This window comes from Faecalicatena contorta (assembly GCF_022835095.1).
In the GTDB taxonomy this organism is placed as follows: Bacteria; Bacillota; Clostridia; order Lachnospirales; family Lachnospiraceae; genus Faecalicatena; species Faecalicatena contorta.
Map to the genome: position 1 here is coordinate 215,377 of NZ_BQNQ01000001.1, position 24,004 is coordinate 239,380.

The 24,004-nt window shown below is 45.1% G+C and carries 18 protein-coding genes and 1 pseudogene; 9 read left to right on the top strand and 10 right to left on the bottom strand.

The window, feature by feature from the left end:
• The 6 genes from MWG26_RS00920 (at position 1) to MWG26_RS00945 (ending at position 11,193) form a co-directional block, all read left to right on the top strand.
• Positions 1 to 1,182, top strand: a complete 1,182-nt coding sequence (locus tag MWG26_RS00920) for a thiolase family protein (protein ID WP_025654048.1) — start codon at positions 1 to 3, stop codon at positions 1,180 to 1,182.
• A 1,036-nt stretch (positions 1,183 to 2,218) separates the two neighbouring features.
• Positions 2,219 to 5,983, top strand: a complete 3,765-nt coding sequence (locus tag MWG26_RS00925) for a hypothetical protein (RefSeq protein ID WP_244062682.1) — start codon at positions 2,219 to 2,221, stop codon at positions 5,981 to 5,983.
• Between the two features lie 172 nt (positions 5,984 to 6,155).
• The gene (gene glgB / locus MWG26_RS00930; protein ID WP_025654103.1) at positions 6,156 to 8,081 is read left to right on the top strand and encodes a 1,4-alpha-glucan branching protein GlgB; all 1,926 of its coding nucleotides are present in this window, start codon (positions 6,156 to 6,158) and stop codon (positions 8,079 to 8,081) included.
• 121 nt (positions 8,082 to 8,202) lie between these two features.
• Positions 8,203 to 9,129 carry a helix-turn-helix domain-containing protein gene (locus tag MWG26_RS00935; protein WP_117441152.1) on the top strand — a complete coding sequence of 309 codons (927 nt, stop codon included), beginning with the start codon at positions 8,203 to 8,205 and terminating at the stop codon, positions 9,127 to 9,129.
• Positions 9,130 to 9,537: 408 nt separating this feature from the next.
• The gene (locus MWG26_RS00940; RefSeq protein ID WP_025654105.1) at positions 9,538 to 10,857 is read left to right on the top strand and encodes an ABC transporter substrate-binding protein; all 1,320 of its coding nucleotides are present in this window, start codon (positions 9,538 to 9,540) and stop codon (positions 10,855 to 10,857) included.
• 57 nt (positions 10,858 to 10,914) lie between these two features.
• Positions 10,915 to 11,193: a hypothetical protein gene (locus MWG26_RS00945; RefSeq protein ID WP_244062683.1), complete on the top strand. Its 279-nt coding sequence runs from the start codon at positions 10,915 to 10,917 to the stop codon at positions 11,191 to 11,193.
• A 139-nt stretch (positions 11,194 to 11,332) separates the two neighbouring features.
• On the opposite strand, the gene MWG26_RS00950 is transcribed toward MWG26_RS00945, so the two are convergent.
• A complete protein-coding gene (locus tag MWG26_RS00950) occupies positions 11,333 to 12,574 on the bottom strand; it encodes an IS256 family transposase (RefSeq protein ID WP_117441395.1) in 1,242 nt (413 codons plus the stop codon).
• Positions 12,575 to 12,657: 83 nt separating this feature from the next.
• Between MWG26_RS00950 and MWG26_RS00955 the strand changes: the two are divergent.
• The 3 genes and pseudogenes from MWG26_RS00955 to MWG26_RS00965 form a co-directional block, all read left to right on the top strand.
• Positions 12,658 to 13,323, top strand: a pseudogene (locus MWG26_RS00955) (carbohydrate ABC transporter permease); the annotation flags it as partial.
• Between the two features lie 70 nt (positions 13,324 to 13,393).
• Positions 13,394 to 14,122 (top strand): carbohydrate ABC transporter permease, encoded by a 729-nt coding sequence (locus tag MWG26_RS00960; RefSeq protein WP_081732994.1) that lies wholly within the window; start codon positions 13,394 to 13,396, stop codon positions 14,120 to 14,122.
• 18 nt (positions 14,123 to 14,140) lie between these two features.
• Positions 14,141 to 15,211, top strand: a complete 1,071-nt coding sequence (locus MWG26_RS00965; protein WP_025654108.1) for a uroporphyrinogen decarboxylase family protein — start codon at positions 14,141 to 14,143, stop codon at positions 15,209 to 15,211.
• 89 nt (positions 15,212 to 15,300) lie between these two features.
• Here the strand turns inward: MWG26_RS00965 and MWG26_RS00970 are convergent, their stop codons facing one another.
• The 9 genes from MWG26_RS00970 to MWG26_RS01010 form a co-directional block, all read right to left on the bottom strand.
• Positions 15,301 to 15,927, bottom strand: a complete 627-nt coding sequence (locus MWG26_RS00970) for a V-type ATP synthase subunit D (RefSeq protein ID WP_025654109.1) — start codon at positions 15,925 to 15,927, stop codon at positions 15,301 to 15,303.
• Between the two features lie 68 nt (positions 15,928 to 15,995).
• Positions 15,996 to 17,363, bottom strand: a complete 1,368-nt coding sequence (locus MWG26_RS00975) for a V-type ATP synthase subunit B (protein WP_025654110.1) — start codon at positions 17,361 to 17,363, stop codon at positions 15,996 to 15,998.
• 17 nt (positions 17,364 to 17,380) lie between these two features.
• The gene (locus MWG26_RS00980) at positions 17,381 to 19,147 is read right to left on the bottom strand and encodes a V-type ATP synthase subunit A (RefSeq protein WP_025654111.1); all 1,767 of its coding nucleotides are present in this window, start codon (positions 19,145 to 19,147) and stop codon (positions 17,381 to 17,383) included.
• Positions 19,140 to 19,727: a V-type ATP synthase subunit E gene (locus MWG26_RS00985; protein WP_025654112.1), complete on the bottom strand. Its 588-nt coding sequence runs from the start codon at positions 19,725 to 19,727 to the stop codon at positions 19,140 to 19,142. The genes MWG26_RS00980 and MWG26_RS00985 overlap by 8 nt, the downstream gene beginning before the upstream one ends.
• 201 nt (positions 19,728 to 19,928) lie before the next feature.
• Positions 19,929 to 20,237, bottom strand: coding sequence for a V-type ATP synthase subunit F (locus MWG26_RS00990; protein WP_025654113.1), 309 nt, complete (start codon positions 20,235 to 20,237; stop codon positions 19,929 to 19,931).
• A gap of 1 nt (position 20,238) precedes the next feature.
• Entirely contained in the window at positions 20,239 to 20,670 is a 432-nt protein-coding gene (locus MWG26_RS00995) for an ATP synthase subunit C (protein WP_025654114.1), read from the bottom strand.
• Positions 20,671 to 20,684: 14 nt separating this feature from the next.
• Entirely contained in the window at positions 20,685 to 22,631 is a 1,947-nt protein-coding gene (locus tag MWG26_RS01000; protein WP_025654115.1) for a V-type ATP synthase subunit I, read from the bottom strand.
• Complete coding sequence (locus MWG26_RS01005) at positions 22,628 to 23,674, bottom strand: V0D/AC39 family V-type ATPase subunit (protein ID WP_025654116.1); 1,047 nt, start codon at positions 23,672 to 23,674, stop codon at positions 22,628 to 22,630. The genes MWG26_RS01000 and MWG26_RS01005 overlap by 4 nt, the downstream gene beginning before the upstream one ends.
• Positions 23,675 to 23,677: 3 nt before the next feature.
• Positions 23,678 to 23,989, bottom strand: coding sequence for a hypothetical protein (locus MWG26_RS01010; RefSeq protein WP_025654117.1), 312 nt, complete (start codon positions 23,987 to 23,989; stop codon positions 23,678 to 23,680).
• Positions 23,990 to 24,004 lie beyond the last annotated feature (15 nt).

A 24,004-nucleotide genomic window follows, 5' to 3' on the forward strand; every position in this document is an offset into this window, starting at 1 on the left:
ATGAAAGAAGTAGTAGTAGTCAGTGGTGTAAGACTTCCGGTCGGAAGTTATGGCGGCAGTTTAAAAGATATTTCAGCAATAGAAATGGGCGCAATGGTTGTAAAAGAAGCAGTGGATCGTGCGGGGATTGATCCGGCGGTTGTGGACGAAGTGATCATCGGGCAGGTTGGAGAGGTTGCAGAGAATGGATTTGTTGCAAGGGCAATCAGTTTGAAAGCAGGAATGCCAAAAGAGACAACTGCATATTCTGTAAACCGTCAGTGTGGTTCCGGATTGCAGTCCATTGCAGAGGCTGTGATGGAAATCCAGACAGGTCAGGCAGAAGTTGTAGTGGCAGGTGGTTCTGAAAATATTTCTCAGCTTCCGTATTATGTAAAGGATGCCCGCTGGGGAGCAAGAATGGGACACAAAGTGTTTGAAGATGGTGTGATTGATATCCTGACATGGCCGCTTGACGGAAATCATAATGGTGTAACAGCAGAAAATGTTGCTGAGAAATATCACGTAACAAGAGAAGAACAGGATGCGTTTGCAGTACAGAGCCACCAGAGAGCCTGTGCGGCAATCAAAGCAGGAAAGTTCAAGGATGAGATTCTTCCGGTAGAGTTAAAAGATCGTAAAGGAAATGTAACAGTATTTGATACAGACGAAGGACCAAGAGAAGGGCAGAGTATGGAAAAACTCGCAAAGCTTCGACCTTGCTTTGTAAAAGGCGGTACGGTAACAGCTGCAAACTCCTCCAGTTTGAATGACGGTGCGGCAGCAGTTGTTGTTATGTCGAAAGAAAAAGCAGAAGAACTGGGAGTATCTCCGAAGTTAAAAATCGGAGGTTATGCAATCGCAGGATTTGATGCAGAACTGATGGGATATTCACCGAAGTTCTCTAGTGAGAAGCTGGCGGAAAAATTAGGCCTGGATCTGAAATCCATCGATATGTTTGAAATTAATGAGGCATTTGCGAGCCAGGCATACGCAGTAAGCAGAGATCTCGGACTGGACCCTGAAAAAGTAAATATTTATGGCGGAGGTATCTCCATAGGACACCCGATTGGGGCGACTGGTGCAATGCTGACTGTAAAGGTGATGTATGAATTGATGCGTACAGATAAGAAAGATGCGATGATCAGTATGTGCATCGGAGGTGGACAGGGAATTTCCATGTACTTTACAAAATGTGAATAAGAGAGTATACCTCTAAAAGTTGTTTAGATTGAGCCGGAAAATAGGGCGCTGTCGGGAAATAGACAGGCCGCACAGCGTCCCTATAACCGATTCTAAAAATTCTGATTTTCAAAATAATCTGATAAATATGTGAAATTAATACAATTATGGATTAATTTATAAAAAAAGGATAAAGTGTGTTGACAAAGATGGGCTTGTATGATATTATCTAACTAATCCAAGCGAGATAAATAAAAATAAAAAGATATCTCAAAGGAAATCATCTGAATGGACATAAATAAAAATGTTCCATGAGATTAAAATGTTAGATGAAGGAGGAAAGGTCCAATGGACAATTCGACATCATTTATTAATCAATATGTTAGTGGTACGGCAAATGGAAGTTCCTGTGAAGAAGAGACCTTTACCGATATAAGATAAAGGAATCCAGTACAAAAGAAGAATGAAAAGGATTTAATCGGAGAGTTCTGAAGCTGGATTAAAATCAACGATTTACCATTTGCAGACGTATTGAATATAGATACCACATATAACAGAGTTCCTGATATGTGTAAAGAAACATTAACAGGATATCATTTCATAAAAAGTGTACATAGTTATAGAAGAAATAGCTTAATAGGATGCCGGAATATTGTTAACAATACTGCGGGAACCAAACAGCTATAGGATGAATAACCTAAGGTTATACTTTAGAATTATGAATCGATACCAAGAGCGAAAGGGATTGGGTTCTAGTTGTATAATCGATTTGTATATTGAAGGACAGGAGGTTTAATAAGCCAGTCTTAGTGAACAGACTGAAGCATCAATAAACAAAACGGTAAAGGTCTTACAGGAACGTAAATCAGTAGATTCCTCCGATTTATAAAATATATAGAATGAGAAAATTAAATAAGTCTTAAAATGCATCTTCAATGTTAATTGAGGATGCATTTTTTTGACATTGAGGAGGGCTTATGGTAAACTAAGGACAGAATTATCTGCACATGTGCGTATAAACGGGCGTATGCCGGATAAAAGATATAAATAATATTATATGAACGAGGTGAGTGCAGTGGATAAGTACGAATATAAGTTAAAGACAGAACAGATGCTTGAACTTATGGAAAGCGGTGCATATAATAAAGCCGCCGAGATTGCGGATACCATCGACTGGAAGAGAGTCAGAAACGCCACTATGCTGACAAATGTCAGTGACATATATGAGAGGAACGGGGACAATCAGAAGAGTTATGAGGTTCTGAATATTGCTTATCATCGTGCAGAAGGCAGCAGGAAGGTTATCTATCGTTTATGCGCTCTGGCACTTAAAACAGGAAATGTAGATGAAGCCATTGACTATTATGATGATTTTATGCAGGTTGCGCCGAAAGATCCCAACCAGCATATTTTGAGATACAAGATATTAAGAGCCAGAAGGGCTCCGGTTGAGCAGCAGATTGAGGCTCTCGAGGAGTTTAAGAAGGCAGAGTACATTGAAGAATGGGCGTATGAACTGGCCAGACTGTATCAGGAGGCCGGTATGACGGCAGAGTGTCTGGAGGAATGCGACGACCTGATCCTCTGGTTCAGCGAAGGGAAGTTTGTTTATAAGGCGATGGAACTCAAGATGCAGTATAAACAGCTTACACCTTCACAGCAGGAGAAGTATGACCATCGCTACGAAAAGATTGAATCAGAAACAGAAGAACTTCCTGATCTGACAGAATATCAGGCAAGAAAGGCAGCCCTGGCGGCAGACGGGCTGGACAGCGATGATGCGGATGACACGGACACGCCGGCAGAAGTAGATGATGTCGTGTATGAAGCGGCAGATGACGATGAGGTTCCGGCGGAAGCGGATTCAGCAGAGCCAGAGCAGAATCATGAGGAGATGCCGGAGACAGAAGAGCCGGATGATCTTCCGGTAGACGAGACGGTGCAGAGACTGGAGCAAAAAGGAATTGGCAGCAGGATGAAGCTGGAGGATGCTCTGCAGAGTCTTTTGCGGCCCAAAAAGGAAGAACAAGAAGCTGAGGCAGAAGAAGAGCTTGAAGAAGAAGACATACCTGAGCTTGAGGCAGCAATTGAAGAGATCGAATCAGTAATTGATCTGGAGCTTGTAAATAAATATGCAGTGAAGCGTAAAAGAGAGATTCACTTTGACAAAGATTTGGAAGAATTGAAAGCGGAACCTCTGGAGGAGGAACTTTCCGGCGATATAGAGGAAGATCCGTCTCAGGAAGAGAAAGCTGCAATCGAAGCTGCGGATGGAGAACTGCAGGAAGCGGCAGAGGAAATCCTCAGCGAAGTATTCTCTGAGGAAGCTCAGGGAGCAGCAGGGGCGGGACTCTTAGAAGAGACGGAAGGAATTGACGGCGATTTATTGGAAGAAGTTCTTGAATCAGCAGAAGCGGAGCTTTGGGATGAGGAGCCTTTGGAAGAGGATGTGGATTCTGTTGAAGAATCATGGGATGGTGAGGCGTTAGAGGATACAGAAGACGAGCCGCTGGAGGAAGAACTGTTGGAAGATACTGAAGAGGAACTGCTTGAAGAGGAACCAATGGAAGAGCCGGCAGAGGAGCTGTCAGAAGACGCTTATGAGGAACTGTCAGAAGAAGCGCCAGCGGAAGCACTGACAGAGGATGAATTGAAGGAAACAGAGCCAGAGGAAGAACCAGCGGAAGAGCTGCAGGAAGAAGAGCCGGTATATGATTTAGCGGAAGAGTTTACCGGGGACGAATTACTGGAAGATTCGGGGGAAGAACTGCTGGAGGAAGAGTCCGCTTATGGCTTAGATGAGGAATTTACCGAGGAAGAATTACTGGAAGACCCCACGGGTGATCTTCCGAAAGAAGAGTCTGCGTATCGTTCAGAGGATGAAATTTTCGTGGAAGAAATAAAGGAAGATTCCACGGATGATCTGCGGGACGAGGAACACACGTCTAGTTTAGAAGAAGATATATTGGAAGATGCAGCGGAAGAATTGACGGAGGACGAACCGTTAACAGAAAGTGAAGTTGAACTTCAGGAGGAGCCACATGTAGAAGCACCTGAGAGAATAGAAGAAGCAGCAAAAGCAGATAATATTAAGCAGGAGAATAAAAAGCCGGTGAATGACGATCAGGTTGAAGGCCAGCTCAGCATCGAAGATATTTTGATGGGTATAGGACATGATGAGCAGGAAGAACCGGCAGAAGAGGACAAGATGGAAGAAAAGAAGAAAAATGCGGAACCGATACTGCCGCCGGATATTCAGAGACTGATAGATGAGATTGAGGGAGTGCTGCCTGAGGAGCCTCAACCGGTGAGAAGAACGTCGGGACGGTCTGACGAACCACGTGAGAATATGGGAGCAATTACGCAGCAGCTCCGTATCGACGATATTGCGGAGTTCTTGGATGCTTCAGACGATCTGAAGGAAGATATGGAAAGCTTTATTGACGATCTTCCGGAGGAAGTTGAGGAGTATGAGGACTCTTATGAAGAAGAGTACGATGATGCGGAGGAATCCTATCAAGAAGAAGAGGAATTTACGGCAGAATATGAAGAAACCGATGAACTCTATGATGATGAATATGATGACGGACAGGATGACTTCGAAGAGGAGTATGAAGAGGAAGAATATCCGGAAGACGAGTTTGATGACGGTGAAACATATGAGGAAGACTACGAGGATGCCGGGGCAGAATCATATGAAGAGGAGTATGATCAGGATTACTATGATGAGTATGAGGAGGAACTGGCAGAATACGATGCAGAGGAGCCGTCTGATGACATAGAAGATATAGCGGCTGGGCTGGAGGAAGAGTTCCGCCCGAATCCGGAGCATGCGGAAGGATTTGATGACAGGGAGATACCTGACGATGATGACGGTATTGATATTATGTCTGCAACGACCCCGCTGAGCCGTAAAGAGACCGCTAAAATGATTGCTACAGGCAAGACCGCGCCGCTTCCGCTCAATGAGATATCAGATGCCCTTTCTATGTCAGACACGGGATTTGTAGTCCATGGAAGATATGACCTGGAGACACAGAGCGGGATCGGGACAAGGGCCGGACTTACCGAGGAGCAGAAAAAGTTATTCTCTTATTTCGTGCCGGTACGCGGCATGAGTGAGCAGCTAGTGGATGTACTTGAACAGGATCATAACTGTTCAAACCGCAATGGAACTTCCAAAACGGGCAACCTTCTCATTATTGGTAATAAAGGGAATGGGAAAACAGTTCTGGCTGTGGACGTTGTGAAAGCAATCCAGAAGCAGAGAAATATCAGACAGGGTAAGGTTGCAATTGTTACGGGCGACTCTTTGAATAAGAAGAAAATCAGTGATATTTTTGAAAAATTGTATGGCGGCGCTTTGATCATAGAGAAGGCCGGAAAGCTGAATGAAAAGACCGTGGCTAGGCTGAATAAGGCGATGGAAAGAGATACGGGAGAGATGATGGTGGTTCTGGAGGAGCAGAGAAAGCCTTTGGACAGACTGCTTTCTTCTAACAGGGAGTTCCGCAGGAAGTTTACAAGCCGTTTGGAAGTGCCGATTTTCATTAACGATGAGCTTGTTACATTCGGCCAAACGTATGCTCAGGAGAACGGATACCGCATTGATGAGATGGGGATTCTTGCATTATACAGCAGGATTGACGCACTTCAGAGAGAGGATCATGCAGTTACAGTAGCTGAAGTTAAGGAAGTCATGGATGAGGCTATGGAACATTCTCAGAAGGCATCTGCTAAGAAGCTGGTTAAACGAGTATTTGGCAAAAATACGGATGATGCTGACAGGATTATCTTATCAGAAAAGGATTTTAATATATAATAGTGAAAACAGACAGATTCTGCTGAGTCTGTCTGTTTTATTTCCAGACGGTAAATGCTTTTAGGGCATTATGTATCAGAACTCTGTGACTTGCAGAGAAGGATTTCTCTTTCCTTTTCCGGTCATATCAAGTATAATTGAACATATAAAATACGAGCAGTGAGGTGGGCTTATGGGAAAGAATAAAACCGTACAAAAGAAAGTGAAGCCTTATGAAATTGGGGAATTAGACCAGTATCTGTTCGGCCAGGGGACACATTATGAGATCTATAAAAAGCTTGGTGCCCACAAGGTGACAGTGAGGGGAAAAGAGGGCGTTTACTTTGCGGTATGGGCGCCGAATGCAAGGCGTGTGTCTGTAGTGGGTGATTTCAACGAATGGGACTTTGAAGAGAATTATATGGAACGACAGGAACCTGCGGGAATCTATACCTGCTTTATTCCCGGGGTGCAGGACGGTGATTTATATAAGTTCTGTATAGAGACGATGCAGGGAAAACGGCTCTTCAAGGCAGATCCATTTGCCAATTATGCGGAGATGCGTCCGGGGACGGCTTCCAGAATTACAGACATTTCGCATTTGTCATGGACGGACGGCGAATGGATGGAAGCAAGAAAGGATTGGGACAGCAGGGAAAATCCGCTGGCTATTTATGAGGTGCACCTGGGTTCCTGGATGCGACATCCGGGCAGAGAAGATGAAGGGTTTTACACCTATAGAGATTTTGCCAAAGCCATTGTGAAGTATGTAAAAGAGATGGGTTACACCCATGTAGAGCTAATGGGGATGGCAGAACATCCTTTTGACGGCTCTTGGGGATACCAGGTGACCGGATATTATGCGCCTACATGCAGGTATGGTACACCGGAAGACTTTGCATATATGATTAATTATCTGCACAGGAATAAGATCGGGGTTATTCTGGACTGGGTACCTGCGCATTTCCCTAAGGATGCACATGGGCTGGCTGATTTTGACGGCACGCCGGTTTTTGAGTATGCAGATCCAAAAAAGGGAGAGCATCCGGATTGGGGAACTAAGATTTTCGATTATGGTAAACCGGAGGTTCAGAATTTTTTGATTGCCAATGCACTGTTCTGGATCGAGCATTATCATGTGGATGGTTTGAGAGTAGACGCGGTGGCTTCTATGCTATATCTGGATTACGGCAAGCAGGATGGACAGTGGGTAGCTAATAAGTACGGCGGCAATCAGAACCTGGAAGCAATCGCATTCTTCAAGCATTTGAATTCTGTTATTTTGGGAAGGAATCACGGAGCAATGATGATTGCAGAGGAATCCACCGCATGGCCGAAGGTGACGGGTTCTCCGGAGGATGACGGGCTGGGATTCAGCTTGAAGTGGAATATGGGCTGGATGCATGATTTTACAGAGTACATGAAGCTGGATCCGCTGTTTAGGAAGAATGCACACTATCAGATGTCATTTTCTATGGAATATGCTTACAGTGAGAACTATATACTGGTACTTTCGCATGATGAGGTGGTGCATTTAAAGTGCTCCATGCTGAATAAGATGCCGGGGGAAGGCTTTGATAAGTTTGCGAATCTGAAGGCAGCATATGCGTTTATGATCGGGCATCCTGGGAAAAAGCTGCTCTTTATGGGACAGGATTTTGCTCAGCTTAGGGAGTGGAGCGAAGAACGGGAACTGGACTGGTTTTTGCTTTCGGAGGAGCCGCATCAGCAGATACAGAGATTCTACCGCGACCTGCTTCATTTATATAGGAAGAACAAAGCGCTTTATGAGCTGGATGGGGATCCGGAGGGATTTGAATGGATCAACAAGGATGATACGTTCCGTAGTATTTTCAGTTTTGTAAGGCATTCAAAGGACAATAAAAAGAATCTGCTGTTTGTATGCAATTTTACGCCTGTTGACAGGCCGGATTACAGGGTTGGTGTTCCGAGACGGAAACAGTATAAGCTTGTATTGAACGGTGATGATAAGGAGTACGGCGGAAGCGGTGAGGAGAGGCCTACCGTTTATAAGGCTGAGAAACAGGAATGTGACGGAAGGAAGTATTCTTTTGCATATCCGCTGCCGGGATATGGGGTTGCGGTATTTGAATTTTAAAGTTAAATATTAATTTTGGTACCGTAAAATGGCTGAAAATAGTTATTGTGCGGTACCTCTTTTATATGGAAGGCTGATGAATAAGAAGGTTCTGTAATAATACATTTGGAGGAGAATTGCGATGGGTGGGAGTAAAAGGGAGTGTATTGAATTCCGGTTTTATGAAAAGCCTGATCAGGAGCCGGTTCTGGCATTGACGGGAGAAAGCTGGAACCGCGATTACAGCAAAGGAAATAAAGAACTTCATTTTCATAATATGGTAGAGATAGGATATTGCCATAGGGGTAAGGGACAGGTGGTATTAAACAAGGAGTACTATGATTATAAAGAAGGGACATTTACCTTTATTCCGCAAAATTATCCGCATTCGACGAACAGTGATATCAGGAGCCATTGGGGGTTTCTCTATTTTGATGCAGAGGAGCTTATATTAGATGCATTCAGCAGCAACTTGTATAAAGGCGAAAAGATACGGACGAGCATTACAACGGATGCATATGTACTAACTATAAGTGAGGTGCCTTATCTGGGAAATCTGGTATTAATGGTTTTCGAGCTCGCAAGCCAGGGCGGTAACTACTCGAAAGATTCTATCCGATGTGCATTAATGAATATAATCTTTCAAATATTACGCATAAAAGAAGCAGGTGTGCAGTCATCCAGTTCAGAAAACAGGAGCAAGATTGTATCTGCCTTAGAGTATATAAGCAAGCATTATACTGAAGAGATTATGATTGGGGACCTGGCGGAATGCTGTCATTTAAGTGAAACGCATTTCCGAAGGCTTTTTCAAACGGACATGAATATGACGCCTGTAGAGTATATTAATCTTATTCGTGTACAGGCTGCATGTGATTTGATGAAAAAAGAAGACTGCCAAATGGAACAGGTAGCCGCCCGGGCAGGATATCAGACGATGTCTACTTTTAACAGAAATTTCAAGCAGATTATTGGGATCAGCCCATATCAGTGGAAAAAGCAGGTAACATCGAATGTAAGAGGGAGAGGAAAATACCGGGTTCATGCGAAAAAAGGTTGGGAATTTTAAGGTTATTGATGAAGGGGCAGGCATGTTTTTTATAAACGGGGCTGATGCTAAATAGATGAGTAATCATTTATGGAGCAGAGGCCCTTATTTTATATTGCATTAACGATACCTAAAGGGCGTCCTGTCACACATGCCCTGCGGGTGAGTCTGCAGCAGAGCTGCAGAATAAAGGACATAATTAGTACAAATAAAATGGTCGAATTTGCTTTTTTTAAGAGCATTAATGTTAACAATCGGAAAAAAGGCGATGGTATAATATACCCATAACAATTATAGAACAGGTTAGAATATGTACAAAATGTACATATGAAGGCCGTTCTGCTGATATACCGGTATTATCGTTTAAAACTAAATGTAAATGAAACCAAGTGGATGGCAAACAGTACGGGAAATTTAGGAGGAAAGAGAATGAAAAAGAAAATTGTGGCACTTTTACTTACTGCTGTTATGGCAGGCGGGCTTATTGCATGCGGAAGTGGTGAAAAAGCGGACACTCCAAAAGATGAAAAAACAAGTGAAGAAAGCGGGAAGGGAGACAGCCTGACCGTGTGGTGCTGGGATCCGGCATTCAGTATTGTAGCCCTGGAAGAGGCAGAGGCTATTTATCAAAAAGAAAATCCGAACTTTGAGTTAAATATTGTTGAGACTCCCTGGGAGGATGTACAGACAAAACTGACGACCGCGGCTACATCGGGCGATTTAAGTACTCTGCCGGATATTCTGCTGATACAGGATAATGCGTTTCAGAAAAATACATTAAGTTATCCGGACGCCTTTGTGGATTTGACTGATTCCGGAATACAATTCAATGAATTCAGCCCTGGTAAAGTGGGATTCTCAACTGTTGATGGAAAGAATTACGGGGTTCCGTTTGATAATGGGACATGTATCGGCTGCTACCGGACAGACTACCTGGAGCAGGCAGGCCTGACAATTGATGACTTTACGGATATTACATGGGATCAGTACATAGAGAACGGGAAAAAGGTTTTAGAAGCAACAGGAAAACCGCTTATGACACAGTATGGCGGAGAGCCTGATCTGATTTGTGAAATGCTGCAGTCAGCAGGTGCATCTATGTTCAAAGAAGACGGCAGTGCGAATCTGTCGGATAACGAAGTCTTGGAAAAAGCAATGGGGATCTATGCTGAACTTGTTGAGACAGGAGTACTTCAGCTGGTAAATGACTGGAATGCATATGTGGAAACTATTACAAAAGGAAACGTAGCAGGTACTATCAATGGATGCTGGATCCTTGGAACGATTCAGAGCTCTGAAGACCAGGCCGGGAAATGGGCAATTACAAATATGCCGAAGATGGACGGAGTTGATAATGCTACAAATTATTCAAGCAATGGCGGATCCAGCTGGGCAGTTACATCTAATTCTGAAAACCCGGATCTAGCGATTGATTTCTTAAATAAGACATTTGCCGGAAGCGTAGAATTTTATGAAAACATTCTGCCATCTACAGGCGCCCTAACAACCTATCTGCCTGCTGGAGACAGCGAAGTCTATGCAGAACCACAGGAGTTCTTTAACGGGGATGCAATCTATGAGAAAATAACAAAGTATGCAGGCAAGGTTCCAAGCAATATTACTGGTATGTATTATTTTGATGCAAGAGATGCTGTGGCAACAGCTCTGAGTAATGTGGTCAATGGAGCTGACATTTCTTCAGAATTAAAGACTGCAGAAGAGACAGTAGAATTTAGTATGGGTAAATAAAAGAACCCTGATATGCTTAGAGATGGATCAGTTTGGGTTCAAACTGATCCATTTTAAATGAAAGGAGACAAAGGCGTGGATAACAAGAATAGAAGGAAGAGGATGACTCTGAGCAGGCGGGGCAGCCTTACGGGCTGGGCATTTTTAGCTCCCGGGGCAATACTTATATTGTTTATGAGTTTCATTCCGATTTTCAGGGCACTGATCATATCATTTCAAACAGGAGTGGGTGCAGGAAATAAGTTTAACGGGATAGGCAATTATGTCAGAATGTTTCAGGACAAAGTATTTATGGAAACATTGACAAATACGGAGCGTGTGAAGAAAAGTCTGTAAATGCTGATCTTCTATGATAACAGGTGGGCTGAAAGTTCTTAGTTGGGCTTTCAGCCCTTGGTTTATATATAACAGCACATGCTGTTGCATGTCAAGAGCAGGCGGAAAAATCCGCCTGTAGCAGATTGCTTAAAAGGACTTATTCTGGTAGCCGCCCCTCATACATGATGCTTAGCTCTCCATAGACCTGACCCCAGTTTCTGATAGGCATTGACCATTTCTTTGTAGCTTCAAATGTAGACAGGTACAACGCTTTCAAAAGAGCTGTATCGCTTGGAAATACACTTCTCTGACGGTTTAGCTTGCGGTAGGTGGCATTCAAGCTCTCAATGGCGTTGGTCGTGTAAATGACCTTTCTGACCACTGCTGAAAACTTGAAAATCGGGGAAAGGGCATCCCAGTTCTGCTTCCAGCTTCTCATGGAATTGGGATATTTTTCGCTCCATTTTTCAGTGACACGTTCCAGGGCTTCTAGCGCTTTCTCCTCCGTTGCTGCATGATAGATGGTCTTAAGATCTGCACAAAATGGCTTTCTGTCTTTGTCTGACACATATTTCATTGTATTACGAACCTGGTGCACGATACAGCGCTGATATTCCGTCTTTGGATATGCAGCTGCGATTGCTTCTTTGATACCGGTCAGCCCGTCAGCACAGATAATCAAAATGTCTTTTACTCCCCGGTTTTTCAGGCCATTCAAAACAGACAGCCAGTATTTGGAACTTTCATTTTCACCAACCTCTATGGTCAGGACTTCTTTCCGTCCATCCTGATTAATCCCGAGAATCACATAAGCCGCAAGTTTGCGGATGACACCATTATCACGGACGGAGTAGTGGATGGCATCAATGTAGAGCACCGGATATACCTCTGAAAGAGGACGGTTCTGCCAGTCCTCAATCTGAGGCATGATCTTATCGGTAACATCGGAGATAAAGCCTTCTGAAGCCTTAAAGCCGTAAATATCCTCCAGTGTATCAGAAATCTGCCGTGTGGTCATGCCTTTGGCATACATAGAGATGATCTTTTGGTCAATATCAGAGATATCCTTCTGCCGTTTTTTGACTACCTGTGGTTCGAAAGTGGACTTCCGATCCTGAGGAATCTGGAGATCCATGCTGCCATAGCTGCTGTTAATACGCTTGGATTTGTAGCCATTGCGGTAATCGTCATTGTCAGAACGTTCTGACTTTCCATAGCCCAGGTGTTCATCCATCTCTGTTTCCATCATTTCTTTGATGGTACCGCCAAGCAGATCCTTCAGGGCATCCTGAATGTCTTCTGCTGACTGGATATCGTATTCCTGCAGAAGCTGATGAATAATGTTTCGCTTTCCATCTGTCATTTGTACTTTGTGTACCGGTTTCTTTTCTCTCGCCATAATAAAAGGCCTCCTATGATTTTTTATTTTATCATAGAAGACCACATAAATCCTTATTTACAGAAACTTTTTCACATGCTCCAAATACGCTTTTTTACCTAATACAAATCCCTATCATGATACTGTTTGCACTGATACTGGCAACCATACTTAACAAGCCGAATCTCCGGTGCAAGGGATTTTTCAGGACATGTATATTCCTTCCCTGTGCGACTTCGCTTGTTTCCTATTCTCTGGTGTTTAAGTCATTGTTTGCAGCAGACGGCCTGATTAATCTGGTCTTGTTAAATACGGGAATCTTTTCCGTACCTTATGATTTCCTGGGTCATCCAATGAGTGCGAAGATTATCATTATTGTTGCTATGGTATGGCGGTGGACAGGCTATAATATGGTCTTTTATTTATCCGGCCTGCAGAATATAGAGCATTCAGTTTATGAAGCGGCCAAAATCGACGGAGCTAATTCTTTCCAGCAATTTTGCAAAATCACAATTCCTTTGTTGAAGCCCACCCTTGTACTAACTGCCATAATGTCAGTAAACGGAGTACTGCAGCTCTTTGATGAATCTGTAAATCTGACAAACGGCGGGCCCGGAAATGCGACATTATCCATGTCACATTACATATACAATGTTTCCTTTAAGTATGTACCAAACTTTGGCTATGCGGCCGCTATGTCCTTCCTTATTATGATCCTGGTTGCGGTTATGGCATTTGTTCAAATGAAAGTAGGTGATAAGCGTGATTAAAGCAAAAAGATCTGTACCATATATCGTTTTGATTATAGCTTCTGTAATCAGCGTGTTCCCCTTTTTATACATGGGTGTATCAGCTACGAACAAGAGTATTGATATTATTAATGGGAAATTACTTCCGGGGACTTATCTCATAGAAAATTTGAAAAATCTGCTGGCGAATCAGTCTGTAGGAACGGCATTGTGGAATTCTTTTAAATATGCGGTAATCCTGACATTCATTAGTCTGTTGGTCTGCTCCCTGGCCGGCTATGGGTTTGAAATATATCATGACAAGGCAAAAGATATACTGATGGCCGTGATTTTAATGGCTATGATGGTACCTTTTGTTGCAACTATGATACCTTTGTTCCAAATGTTTTCGCAGGCCAAACTGCTCAATACGGCATTAGGTTTTGTACTGCCTACAATCTCCACGCCTCTGATGATTATGTTTTTCAGGCAGAGTGCGCGGTCCTTTCCCTATGATATCATTGAGGCTGCAAAAATCGATGGTTTAAATGCACTTCAGATATTTTTCCGTATGTTTATGCCGACAATGCGTTCAACTTATGCGGCAGCGGCAACGATTATATTTATGAATGCCTGGAACAATTATTTGTGGCCAAAGGTAATTATGCTTACAGAAGAAAGCATTACAATGCCGATGCTGGTGGCAAACCTTACAGCAGGATATGTGACAGATTATGGTATGCTTATGCTGGCGGTTTCAATCTGTACACTGCCTACTGTAATCGTCTTCTTTGCCCTGCAGAAGAGCTTTGCCGAGGGAATTACAGGCGCTGTAAAATAAATTGTAAGGAGAATTCACATGACAAACAGAGAAAATTTCAAGTCTTTGATTAAAAGAAAAGGCTATGAGCATGTACCCGTTGAGTTTGTGCTCTGTCCCTCTTTGCAGGAACAAATGAAAGAGCGGTTCGGAACAGACGATTATGAAGAGTATTTTGGATTTCCATGGAAGAAAATAGAAGATATCCGTTTGCTTGACCATGATACTGAGATATACCGTCCGTTTTTTAATCCACCATTAGCCGAAAATGGGGAAATAGACAAGTGGGGAGTCGGGCACGAATCCTCCCCCAACAGTATGCATATGACATATATGCGGCATCCGCTGGAGAATGCGGAGAGCCTGGAGGATCTGCAGGCTTACCCGTTCCCTGATTTTGCAAATGGCTATAAAGAACATCAGAAGGAACAGGTGGAGGATGCGAAAAAACGTGATCTGATAGCGCTGGGGGATATGCAGATTACACTTTGGGAGATTTCCTGGTATCTAAGAAGTATGGAAGAACTGTTCTGCGACATGATGGAAGGCAGTGATATGGCAGAGTTTATGTTCGACAAGGCTCTGGAAATGGCGAAAGTACGTGCAGAATCCTATGTAAAAGCGGGCGTGGATGCACTTTTCTTTGGGGATGATATTGGAATGCAGCATACAATTATGATGAGCGAAGATCTGTATTGTGAATGGATAAAGCCAAGGCTGAAGGCACTGATTGATTATGTAAAAGCAATCAACCCTGAAGTTATTATTTTCTATCATTCATGCGGATTCATAGAACCGCTGATCCCACACTTGATTGATGCGGGTGTGGATGTGCTGAATCCTATCCAGAGTGAATGCATGGACTTTGAAGAAATTTATCGGAAATATGGGGATCGGATTTCATTTCACGGAACGATAGGCACACAGACAGTTATGCCCTTTGGGACACCGGAGGAAGTAAAGGCAGAGGTATGGAAAAATCTGGATATTGCCGGTGAAAAGGGTGGTCTTATGGTGGCGCCCACACATATGTTGGAGCCGGAAGTACCGATGGAAAATATTCTTGCTTATGTAGAGGCATGCAGGGAGTATAAGGCGGGAGGGCGTTAGAGTTTGTATTACTGGAAGTTTGTATCTGAGGGAAGAGACGGATCGGAAGTTTTTTGGATAAGTAGGTAAAAAAGGAGCACTGACAGCAGTCAGGCTCCTTTTTTCTGCTTCATGCGTTTGATAACCTTCAGCCGGGTGAAATCCTCACGCTCCTTCTCTTCCAGTGCATTGGTAATACTATATACAAGCTTAGAATACATAGGAATTGTAATATTCTGCAGTGCATTTGCCCGTTTCTGGGTTTTCTTAATATTAGCCGCAAGGCGGTAGGCCGCATTTTCCACCATAGAAAGCTTTACAGTCAGGTCTTTCACCTTGCGGAAGGCTTCGGTAGCCAGGTCGATGGATTCTTTGGTTGTACTGAAAGAATACGTAGGGGCATTATTTCCCGGTACATATTTTACATGGGGGATCTCAGTTCCCATAATACTGCGGGTCTGTATTGTGATGGAGTTCTCAATTGGCACAGTATAGGCAAGCTGCGATACCATGCTGATTCCATGCTCAATATTAGCTCTCTGCAGACACTGGTATGCATAAGTGAACGTGGTGTCGATTTCATCCTGTATACCGCGGGCCTCATCAATCAGATTCATCAGTTCCCGGATAAGGATATTCCTTTTTTTATCCATCAGGTCGTATCCCTGCCTTGCAAGAGCCAGAGAATTCTTTGCCAGCATAAGATTTCCTTTGGTGGGAAAAGTACGTGGATCCATGCAGTTCCTCCTTTTAACACTTGATTAGTCAGAATATTCTGAATATGGAGCTCATTGGGGTCAGACCCCTAATAGTATTTGTCGAGGATCTTAGTATCGATACGGTCCAGTTCTTCTCTTGGCAGCAGTCTGAGCAGTTCCCAGCCAAGATCCAGTGTCTCTTCCATACTGCGGTTTTCGTTCGGTCCCTGGCCGATGTACCGCTCTTCGAATGCTTTTCCGAACTCCAGATACTTTTTATCGGTCGGTGACAGCTCATCCTCTCCGATGACGGAAGCCAGGTTTCTGGCGTCTCCTACTTTGGCGTAGGCGGAGAAGAGCTGGTTCGCCAGATCCTGGTGGTCTTCTCTGGTGTATCCCTCACCGATGCCGTCTTTCATCAGACGGGAGAGAGAGGGCAGGATGTTGATGGGCGGATAGATGGACTGGCCGTGCAGCTCTCTTTCCAGTACGATCTGTCCTTCCGTGATGTATCCCGTCAGGTCGGGGATCGGATGCGTGATGTCGTCGTTTGGCATAGTTAGGATCGGGAGCTGGGTTACGGAGCCGTTCACGCCCTGTACGATGCCGGCACGCTCGTAGATGGTTGCAAGTTCACTGTACAGGTATCCGGGGAAACCTTTACGGCTTGGGATCTCCCCTTTGGAGGAGGAGACTTCACGCATAGCCTCTGCAAAGGAGGTCATATCGGTCAGGATGACCAGGATATGCATGTTCTGCTCGAAAGCCAGGTATTCGGCGGCGGTGAGCGCTACTTTTGGCGTAATCAGACGCTCTACAACCGGATCGTTTGCGAGGTTCAGGAACATGGCTACGTGGTCAGCCACGCCGCTTTCTTCAAAGGTACGGCGGAAGAAGTCGGCTACGTCGTGTTTGACGCCCATGGCGGCAAATACGATGGCAAATTGTTCTTTGGTATCATCCCCCAGGGAAGCCTGCTTTACAATCTGAGCCGCCAGCTGGTCGTGGGGGAGTCCGTTTCCCGAGAAGATCGGGAGCTTCTGCCCGCGGATCAGTGTGGTCAGGCCGTCAATTGCGGAGATTCCGGTGTGGATATAGTTTCTCGGGTATTCCCGCATGACCGGGTTCAGCGGGAGGCCGTTTACATCCCGCTTTAATGTGGATACAATGGGCCCCAGGTCATCTACGGGCTGCCCGATACCGTTGAAGGTGCGGCCCAGCATATCCGGGGACAGGGCGATTTCCATAGGGTGCCCGGTTAGGCGGGTGTGCGTATTCTTGAGGGACATATTTTCGGAACCCTCGAATACCTGTATGACTGCCTTGTTTTGATATATCTCTACGATTCGTCCGATTTTGCGTTCCGAGCCGTCTACGACAAATTCTACGATTTCATCGAAAAAGGCGTCCTGAACGCCCTCCAGTGCTATCAGAGGGCCATTAATACTGCTGAGTCCCAAATATTCTATTGACATGAGATTGTTTTCCCCCTTTAAGCATTTTTTTCCAGCACACGCTGATAGAAAGCATCGATATCACGTCTGTACTGGGCGAACATTTCCAGCTGGTCGTTAGGAACATCATATTTAATTGCAATGATTTTATCGAATATGTTTTCTGATTTCAATACAGACATTGGATGCCCCATGGTTACGAGTGAACGGGATTGCTTATAAAGATATAAAATAATGTCCATCATCAGGAACTGTTTTTCCATGGATACGCAGGTATCGTCCTTATGAAATGCATTCTGCTGCAGAAAACCAAGCCGGATCACGCGGGCAATTTCCAGAACCAGTTTCTGGTCATCGGGCAGCACATCGCTTCCGATCAGTTTAACAATCTCCAGAAGACTGCTCTCCTGGTTCAGCAGGGCCATCAGGCGGTTACGGTAGTCCACAAACTTTGGGGAGACATGATCCTGATACCAGGGAGCCAGATCCCCGAGATATTCACTGTAGCTGGTCAGCCAGTGGATAGCCGGAAAATGCCGTGCATAGGCCAGGCTCTTATCCAGACCCCAGAAACAGCGGACAAATCTTTTCGTATTCTGTGTGACCGGCTCGGAGAAATCACCGCCCTGTGGAGAGACCGCCCCGATGATGGTTACAGACCCGTCGGTTCCATTTAAATTGTGCATCATACCCGCCCGTTCATAGAAGGCGGAAAGCCTGGATGCAAGATACGCAGGAAATCCTTCTTCTGCAGGCATCTCTTCCAGGCGTCCGGAGAGCTCTCTGAGAGCCTCTGCCCAGCGGGAGGTGGAGTCCGCCATGATCGCCACATCGTAGCCCATATCCCGGTAATATTCCGCCAGTGTCAGCCCGGTATATATGCTGGCCTCACGGGCAGCAACAGGCATGTTGGAGGTATTTGCAATCAGCGTCGTTCTGTCCATCAGCGGATTACCGGTCCTGGGGTCAGTCAGTTCCCCGAATTCTTCCAGGACCTGGGTCATCTCGTTGCCGCGTTCGCCGCAGCCGATGTAGATGATAATATCGGCGTCGGACCATTTGGCAATCTGATGCTGCGTCATCGTCTTGCCTGTACCGAAACCGCCGGGAACGGCAGCGGTGCCGCCCTTGGCTATCGGAAACATGGTATCGATAATACGCTGGCCCGTGATCAGGGGCGTGGATGCAGGAAATCGGTGATGGGTCGGACGGGCCGTGCGGATCGGCCAGTGCTGTGTCATGGTCAGCTTCCTGTGTGTTCCATCGGATAACTCCAGAGTGACCAGGGTTTCATCAATGGTGTACTCGCCGTCTTCTGCGGTATCGGTTACAGTTCCTTCCATATTGGGGGGAACCATGCATTTATGCATGATGGCATGGGTTTCAGGAATCTCCGCTATAATATCTCCGGCATGGAGGTAATCTCCCTTAGAGACGACGATGTGCGTTGGCCATTTCTTGCTGCGGTCCAGCGAATCTACGCTCACGCCTCGGGTGATAAATGCGCCGCTGTTCTCAGCAATCTTCTCCAGAGGGCGCTCAATTCCGTCGAATATATTGTTTAGTATACCCGGAGCCAGAGTGACGGAAACCGCACTGCCGCTTGCAATCACCTCTTCCCCCGGGCAGAGTCCCGACGTCTCCTCGTAGACCTGCACTGTGGTCAGGTCCTTGTCCAGAGAGATGACCTCCCCGACCAGCTTTTCCCTGCCCACGTATACCATTTCCGACATGCGGAAACCAGTATTGCCTTTCAGATAAATGACGGGGCCGTTAATTCCATATATAGTTCCAGTGTTAAGCAATGCCGTCACCTCCTAAAAGAACAAATTTATCATACTCATTCCGAAGAGCCGTCTTAAATGAATTGTCAATCAGAATATTACGGCCTCTGATGACTGCCCGTATTCCGCCCATAAAATCCTCTGCACTCACCGTAAGCCGGGTGCCCAGAGCATCCTCCAGATCGGAGCGCCGGCCTTCGTCGGAAGGGTTGATATAGATAACCATAGCTTCCCCTGCGGCAAAATGGACGGCATTGCGGATACATTGGATCAGGTAATCCTCGTAAGCTTCTGTCTTCATATAATCGTGAACTAAAGCAACTGTCTCAGCAAAGATCTTATCTTTCAGATCCTGCTGGACCTTTCCCTGCATGCGCTTTAAATCCAGCTGTGATTTGGCCATGGCCTGGTTCAGCTGCTGCCTGGCACTGACGGTTTCAGCCTTAATGCGCGTCTCGGACTGGCCAAGCGCCTCTTTTTTATGATCTTCAAATACTCGTTCCAGCGCTTCACGGTAGGAATCTATGATAGCGTTTCCCTCAGCCCTTGCTTCTTTCATCGAGGCGGACCGCAGGTGTGCGATTTTTTCTTCCAAAGTCAAGAGGGGTACCTCCTTCTATTATTCATATCGTTACTATTCACGGCCTGTAGGTCGTGTATTAACAGCATATGGTTCATTTAAAGCCGCCGATGGCGGATAGACAGATGCCTGTCCCCATCACTTTATTGGCTCGGATGCCGTGCAGCGTGGCCCGCGGCCCCATGAATAATAACTTCATATCTCTGCTTTGTTTATTTTGATCTACAGTTTCAGCCCAATGGCCTCGGTAATATAGGATGTAATAAAGTCTTTTTTACGGCCGGTTCCGTGCCTGTCAGGAATCTCAATCAACAGGGGCATCTTCCTTTCCAGACGGAATTCATCGATCATGTCCGGAAACTCTCTTCCAAACTTTTCCGTCAGCAGAACGATCCCCACTGTCTCGTCCTTAAGGACCTTCTGTAAGGCCTCCTGGAGCTCCCCGCGCTCGTGGACGACTACTCCGTCTACGCCTGCAAGGCGCATTCCTGTATAGGTATCGACATTATCACTGATTAGAAACATCTTCATATCAAAGTTTACCGAGGATCATGAAGGAGATGATTAATCCGTAAAGACAAACACCTTCTGCAAGACCTACGAAAATAAGGGACTTACCAAGCACGCTGGAGTCTTCGCTGATTGCGCCGAGGGCAGCGCTGGCAGCGCTTGCTACGGCAATACCTCCGCCGATACAGGATAAACCGGTAACCAGAGCGGCTGCGAGATAGCCAAGTCCTGTTGCCGTAGAAGCCGCAGCGGCAGTTGTCTCTGCCGCATTCACTTCTCCGCCAAGCATCATGATGGATGCGATGACAAACGCACCAAAGAAAAAGAATGCATTTACGCCAATCGTCCTTTTAAAACGCTTTTTGTTCTTCTGCCCGATTAAGTAATAGCCAAATGGGATAATAATACTTAAAATTAAAGCTGCAATAAAAACAATTTTTGTTGCTAATGTCATAATAATAGTCCTCCCTACTTCTTTTTGGTTTTATTTGATTTATTCGTATAAGGATCAAACGCTCTTCCGCTTCCTTTGTAAAAACGGCTGAACATTTCGTAGTATTCCAGACGCAGTACCTGAATTCCGACGATAAGTCCTTCAAAGCCGCATACAAATAAGTTGCCCAGAACGATTATCACCCAGTTGGGCGATCCGTTTTCAGCTCCTGCCAGGATTAGGACGACCTCCATAATTGCGGCATGGCTGACGGCGAAGGCACCGATGCGGACAAAGGAGAGCGTATTAGAAAAGTAGCTGAGAAGGGTTTCGAACAATTCAAAAAATCCCTGAATCAGGAACATCCCCGCACTTTCTTCCATAGCATCCGCCCGCTTCTGAATTTTTCTAGTTATAGGTTCTTTAAATAATATCAGCAGAAGCGGGATACCGAACATGACAGCCATAAAGACGGCACCCGGAGTCTTATGCCCTGTCATAAACAGCACGATCGTTATCACAACGGAAAGATAAAATACAAATCCGGCAAGGCCGTTTGCGTCAAACCAGATATTTTCCAGGTCATGGAATCGTATGGCATTGACAATATGCAGGATCATGGCCGCCAGTATAATCACCATACCAAAGGCCACCGAAACAATAAAAACGGTATTCAGTTTACCGATAAACGGAAGCGTTGTCATATGGTCAATCGGCCGCAGCCATAATGGCTGGATGATGTCTTCAAATCCGAAGATACTGCCGAACATGAATCCAAAAATAGTAGAGAAAATGCCGGCCGTTGCTATAATACCGGCTAAAGGCGCCTTTCTAAAGTGATAGATCAAACTGCCTCCAATGAAAAGCAGAAGTCCTTGTCCCACATCGCCGAACATGATCCCAAATATGAGAGAATAGGTCAGGCCAACGATAATGGTTGGGTCCATTTCATTATGGGAAGGAAGGCCGTACATCCGGATAAACATCTCAAAAGGCTTGAATATCTTTGGATTCTTCAGTTTGGTGGGCGGTTCTCCGAAATAAGTGCTGTGGTCGTCCTCCACAACGACAAAAATCTTGTCGTCGTATCTGGTTTCTTCCAGGAACATCTCGACATCATCGTCGGCCATCCAGCCGCACAGGATATAATAATCTTGTTTATTATCTTCCATGCGGGCAGCCATTTTCCGTACATCAAAGTTATTGGCCAGCTCTTCCAGCCGGTTCCTGGCTGCGATCAGCTGAGGGGCGCGTTCGGAAAACATCTCACCGGTTTTCCTGTCCAACGCCTCAATCTCCTGCCCGGAATCGTAGATTTCCCGTACCAGCATGCGGTATTCGTCCATGGGGGTTCCCTGCAAATCCGAGGGCAGTTCCATCTTCTCAAAATGCAGAGAGCGGAAAACCGCGTCAACTTTCTGGGCTTCTCCGGGTGATACAAAGTAGGCGCCGTACACATATCTTTCATCCCGTTCTCCTTCGACAAAGATTGCGTCCAGGTCATCCAGCAGGTACTTTTCCATCTTGTGGTAGTACTCTGCGGGAATCCGGCCGAAACGGTAGGCGATATATTTATAATGCAGTATTTCATCTAGTTCGCAATCCAGTGGTTTAAAGGGAGCAACAATTTGTTGCCTATTACGGAGCTCCTCAATCTTGATTTTGAGAGCTTCCTTCTTATCCTGCATTTCCATATAATCACTGTTTGCCATGCGCACAACTTTGAACATCTCTTGCAGGCTGAGAGATTCATCTGGTTCGACCTCATCCGCATACTGAAGATATCCGGTAAATTGTATGGCCTTGTTTAGGGCATCCCGGTAGGGGTTGATTTCTATAAAAGGCTTTAGATTATCGACTGTTTTAAGCTCCGAAAGTGCAGATTCCAGCTGAATCTCATATCTGGACAGATAGAGGTCGGTTATACGGTCGATATCATCTCTTGGACCGGAGATATTGACAAATTTCATTTTCACTATCATTGAGTTCTACCTCCAACGTACGCTAACGTTTCGCCGGGGGAAAGGCCGTAACGGATACATTCCAGGGCGGTTGTCAGCTTTTTAAGCTCTTCTTCTTTCAGGAATAAATACGTATTAACAGTGGCAATAGAATAAGGATTGCGTCTTCTGTCCACAGTATACAAGTGATAAAGGCAGTCAGAATACATCTGTTCGATCGTCAGATTCTGTTCAAAATCATAATGCTGTGTATACGAAGTCCTGCGGACTGCCGCATAAAACTCTTCTATATTAGAGGCCTCAGCAAGTTCCTTGATAAGCTCTGTGGAGATTTTGTAGTGGATCGGGATTAAAAGGGAATATATGTCGGCAGATGTCATCTCATAATACTTTTTAGCCCTGTAGATCCACTGCAGATTTAGAAGGTCTATTTTTGAACCACAGTCCCTGGTGAAGATTTCAAGTTCTTTTTTCTTCAGCACTCTTTTTCTGTCCTTCCATAATGTCGTAAAATAGTACAAGTCGAGGGCCAGGTCGTAGTCAAATAAGGTGACGGACTGCGAGTCACGCAGCTTATGAAGGGGCTCATAATATTCCGTACCCTTTAAATTCCCCACGAGTTCATCTGTTGTTCTTGAGGTGATCAGCTTTTCTATAGAAATTTGTGAATACCTGTCAAAAAAAGGCTGTTTATAATTCAGGTCAAACGGTTCTGTATAATGGTTAATCACAATTCGGAAACAGTAGTTAATCAGATCGATTTCATATCGCTTTAGATATAATTTTAAAAACTTTCTTTGTTCTATGCTGGAGAACCGGTAGATCTTTGAATAGTCCCGATATAAAGAGCGGATCAGAATCTTTTCAATATCACCGCGGTGAAGATGCTCTTCGTCAAGCTCCTCCAGGACATCTGCGTAAGCGGAATTCTCTTTTAAATAGGTACAGACTTCCGGCACACTGTGGAGGCCGGCGATCTCTTCAAACTGCTCCGGCTTTAATAGCTTGGCCTCCATGGCGCGGATCTTGGTCACGATACCGCTATAAACTAGTAAATTTCCCATAGGCTATACCTCTGTAATCCGTTTTAGAATCATCTGGGCATAAAGTGTGTGTTTTTCTTCATATTCTTTTTGCAAAGCCTCGATAGAATTCGTATTGGCGCTGCTCTGGCCGGCAAGAAGTTCTGCCGTATTGCGTTCTAGTTCATCCCGTATTTTTTTGATTCTGGCCTGCGTCTGTGCCTCCAGATCATCATCAAACCTGCGGCGCACCCCCCGGAATTCATCATCCAGGACTGCTTTCTGCGCTTCTGCGTGTTCTACGACAGCCGCGGCAGCAGCTTCTATTTCAGATAATTTCTTTACAATAGAGTCCATAGTCTGCCTCCTGTG

Coding starts and splice junctions, on each gene's coding strand:
- MWG26_RS00920 (WP_025654048.1), top strand. CDS start 1: ATGAAAGAAGTAGTAGTAGTCAGTGGTGTAAGACTTCCGGTCGGAAGT.
- MWG26_RS00925 (WP_244062682.1), top strand. CDS start 2,219: ATGAACGAGGTGAGTGCAGTGGATAAGTACGAATATAAGTTAAAGACA.
- glgB (WP_025654103.1), top strand. CDS start 6,156: ATGGGAAAGAATAAAACCGTACAAAAGAAAGTGAAGCCTTATGAAATT.
- MWG26_RS00935 (WP_117441152.1), top strand. CDS start 8,203: ATGGGTGGGAGTAAAAGGGAGTGTATTGAATTCCGGTTTTATGAAAAG.
- MWG26_RS00940 (WP_025654105.1), top strand. CDS start 9,538: ATGAAAAAGAAAATTGTGGCACTTTTACTTACTGCTGTTATGGCAGGC.
- MWG26_RS00945 (WP_244062683.1), top strand. CDS start 10,915: ATGAAAGGAGACAAAGGCGTGGATAACAAGAATAGAAGGAAGAGGATG.
- MWG26_RS00950 (WP_117441395.1), bottom strand. CDS start 12,574: ATGGCGAGAGAAAAGAAACCGGTACACAAAGTACAAATGACAGATGGA.
- MWG26_RS00960 (WP_081732994.1), top strand. CDS start 13,394: ATGGGTGTATCAGCTACGAACAAGAGTATTGATATTATTAATGGGAAA.
- MWG26_RS00965 (WP_025654108.1), top strand. CDS start 14,141: ATGACAAACAGAGAAAATTTCAAGTCTTTGATTAAAAGAAAAGGCTAT.
- MWG26_RS00970 (WP_025654109.1), bottom strand. CDS start 15,927: ATGGATCCACGTACTTTTCCCACCAAAGGAAATCTTATGCTGGCAAAG.
- MWG26_RS00975 (WP_025654110.1), bottom strand. CDS start 17,363: ATGTCAATAGAATATTTGGGACTCAGCAGTATTAATGGCCCTCTGATA.
- MWG26_RS00990 (WP_025654113.1), bottom strand. CDS start 20,237: ATGAAGATGTTTCTAATCAGTGATAATGTCGATACCTATACAGGAATG.
- MWG26_RS00995 (WP_025654114.1), bottom strand. CDS start 20,670: ATGACATTAGCAACAAAAATTGTTTTTATTGCAGCTTTAATTTTAAGT.
- MWG26_RS01000 (WP_025654115.1), bottom strand. CDS start 22,631: ATGATAGTGAAAATGAAATTTGTCAATATCTCCGGTCCAAGAGATGAT.
- MWG26_RS01005 (WP_025654116.1), bottom strand. CDS start 23,674: ATGGGAAATTTACTAGTTTATAGCGGTATCGTGACCAAGATCCGCGCC.
- MWG26_RS01010 (WP_025654117.1), bottom strand. CDS start 23,989: ATGGACTCTATTGTAAAGAAATTATCTGAAATAGAAGCTGCTGCCGCG.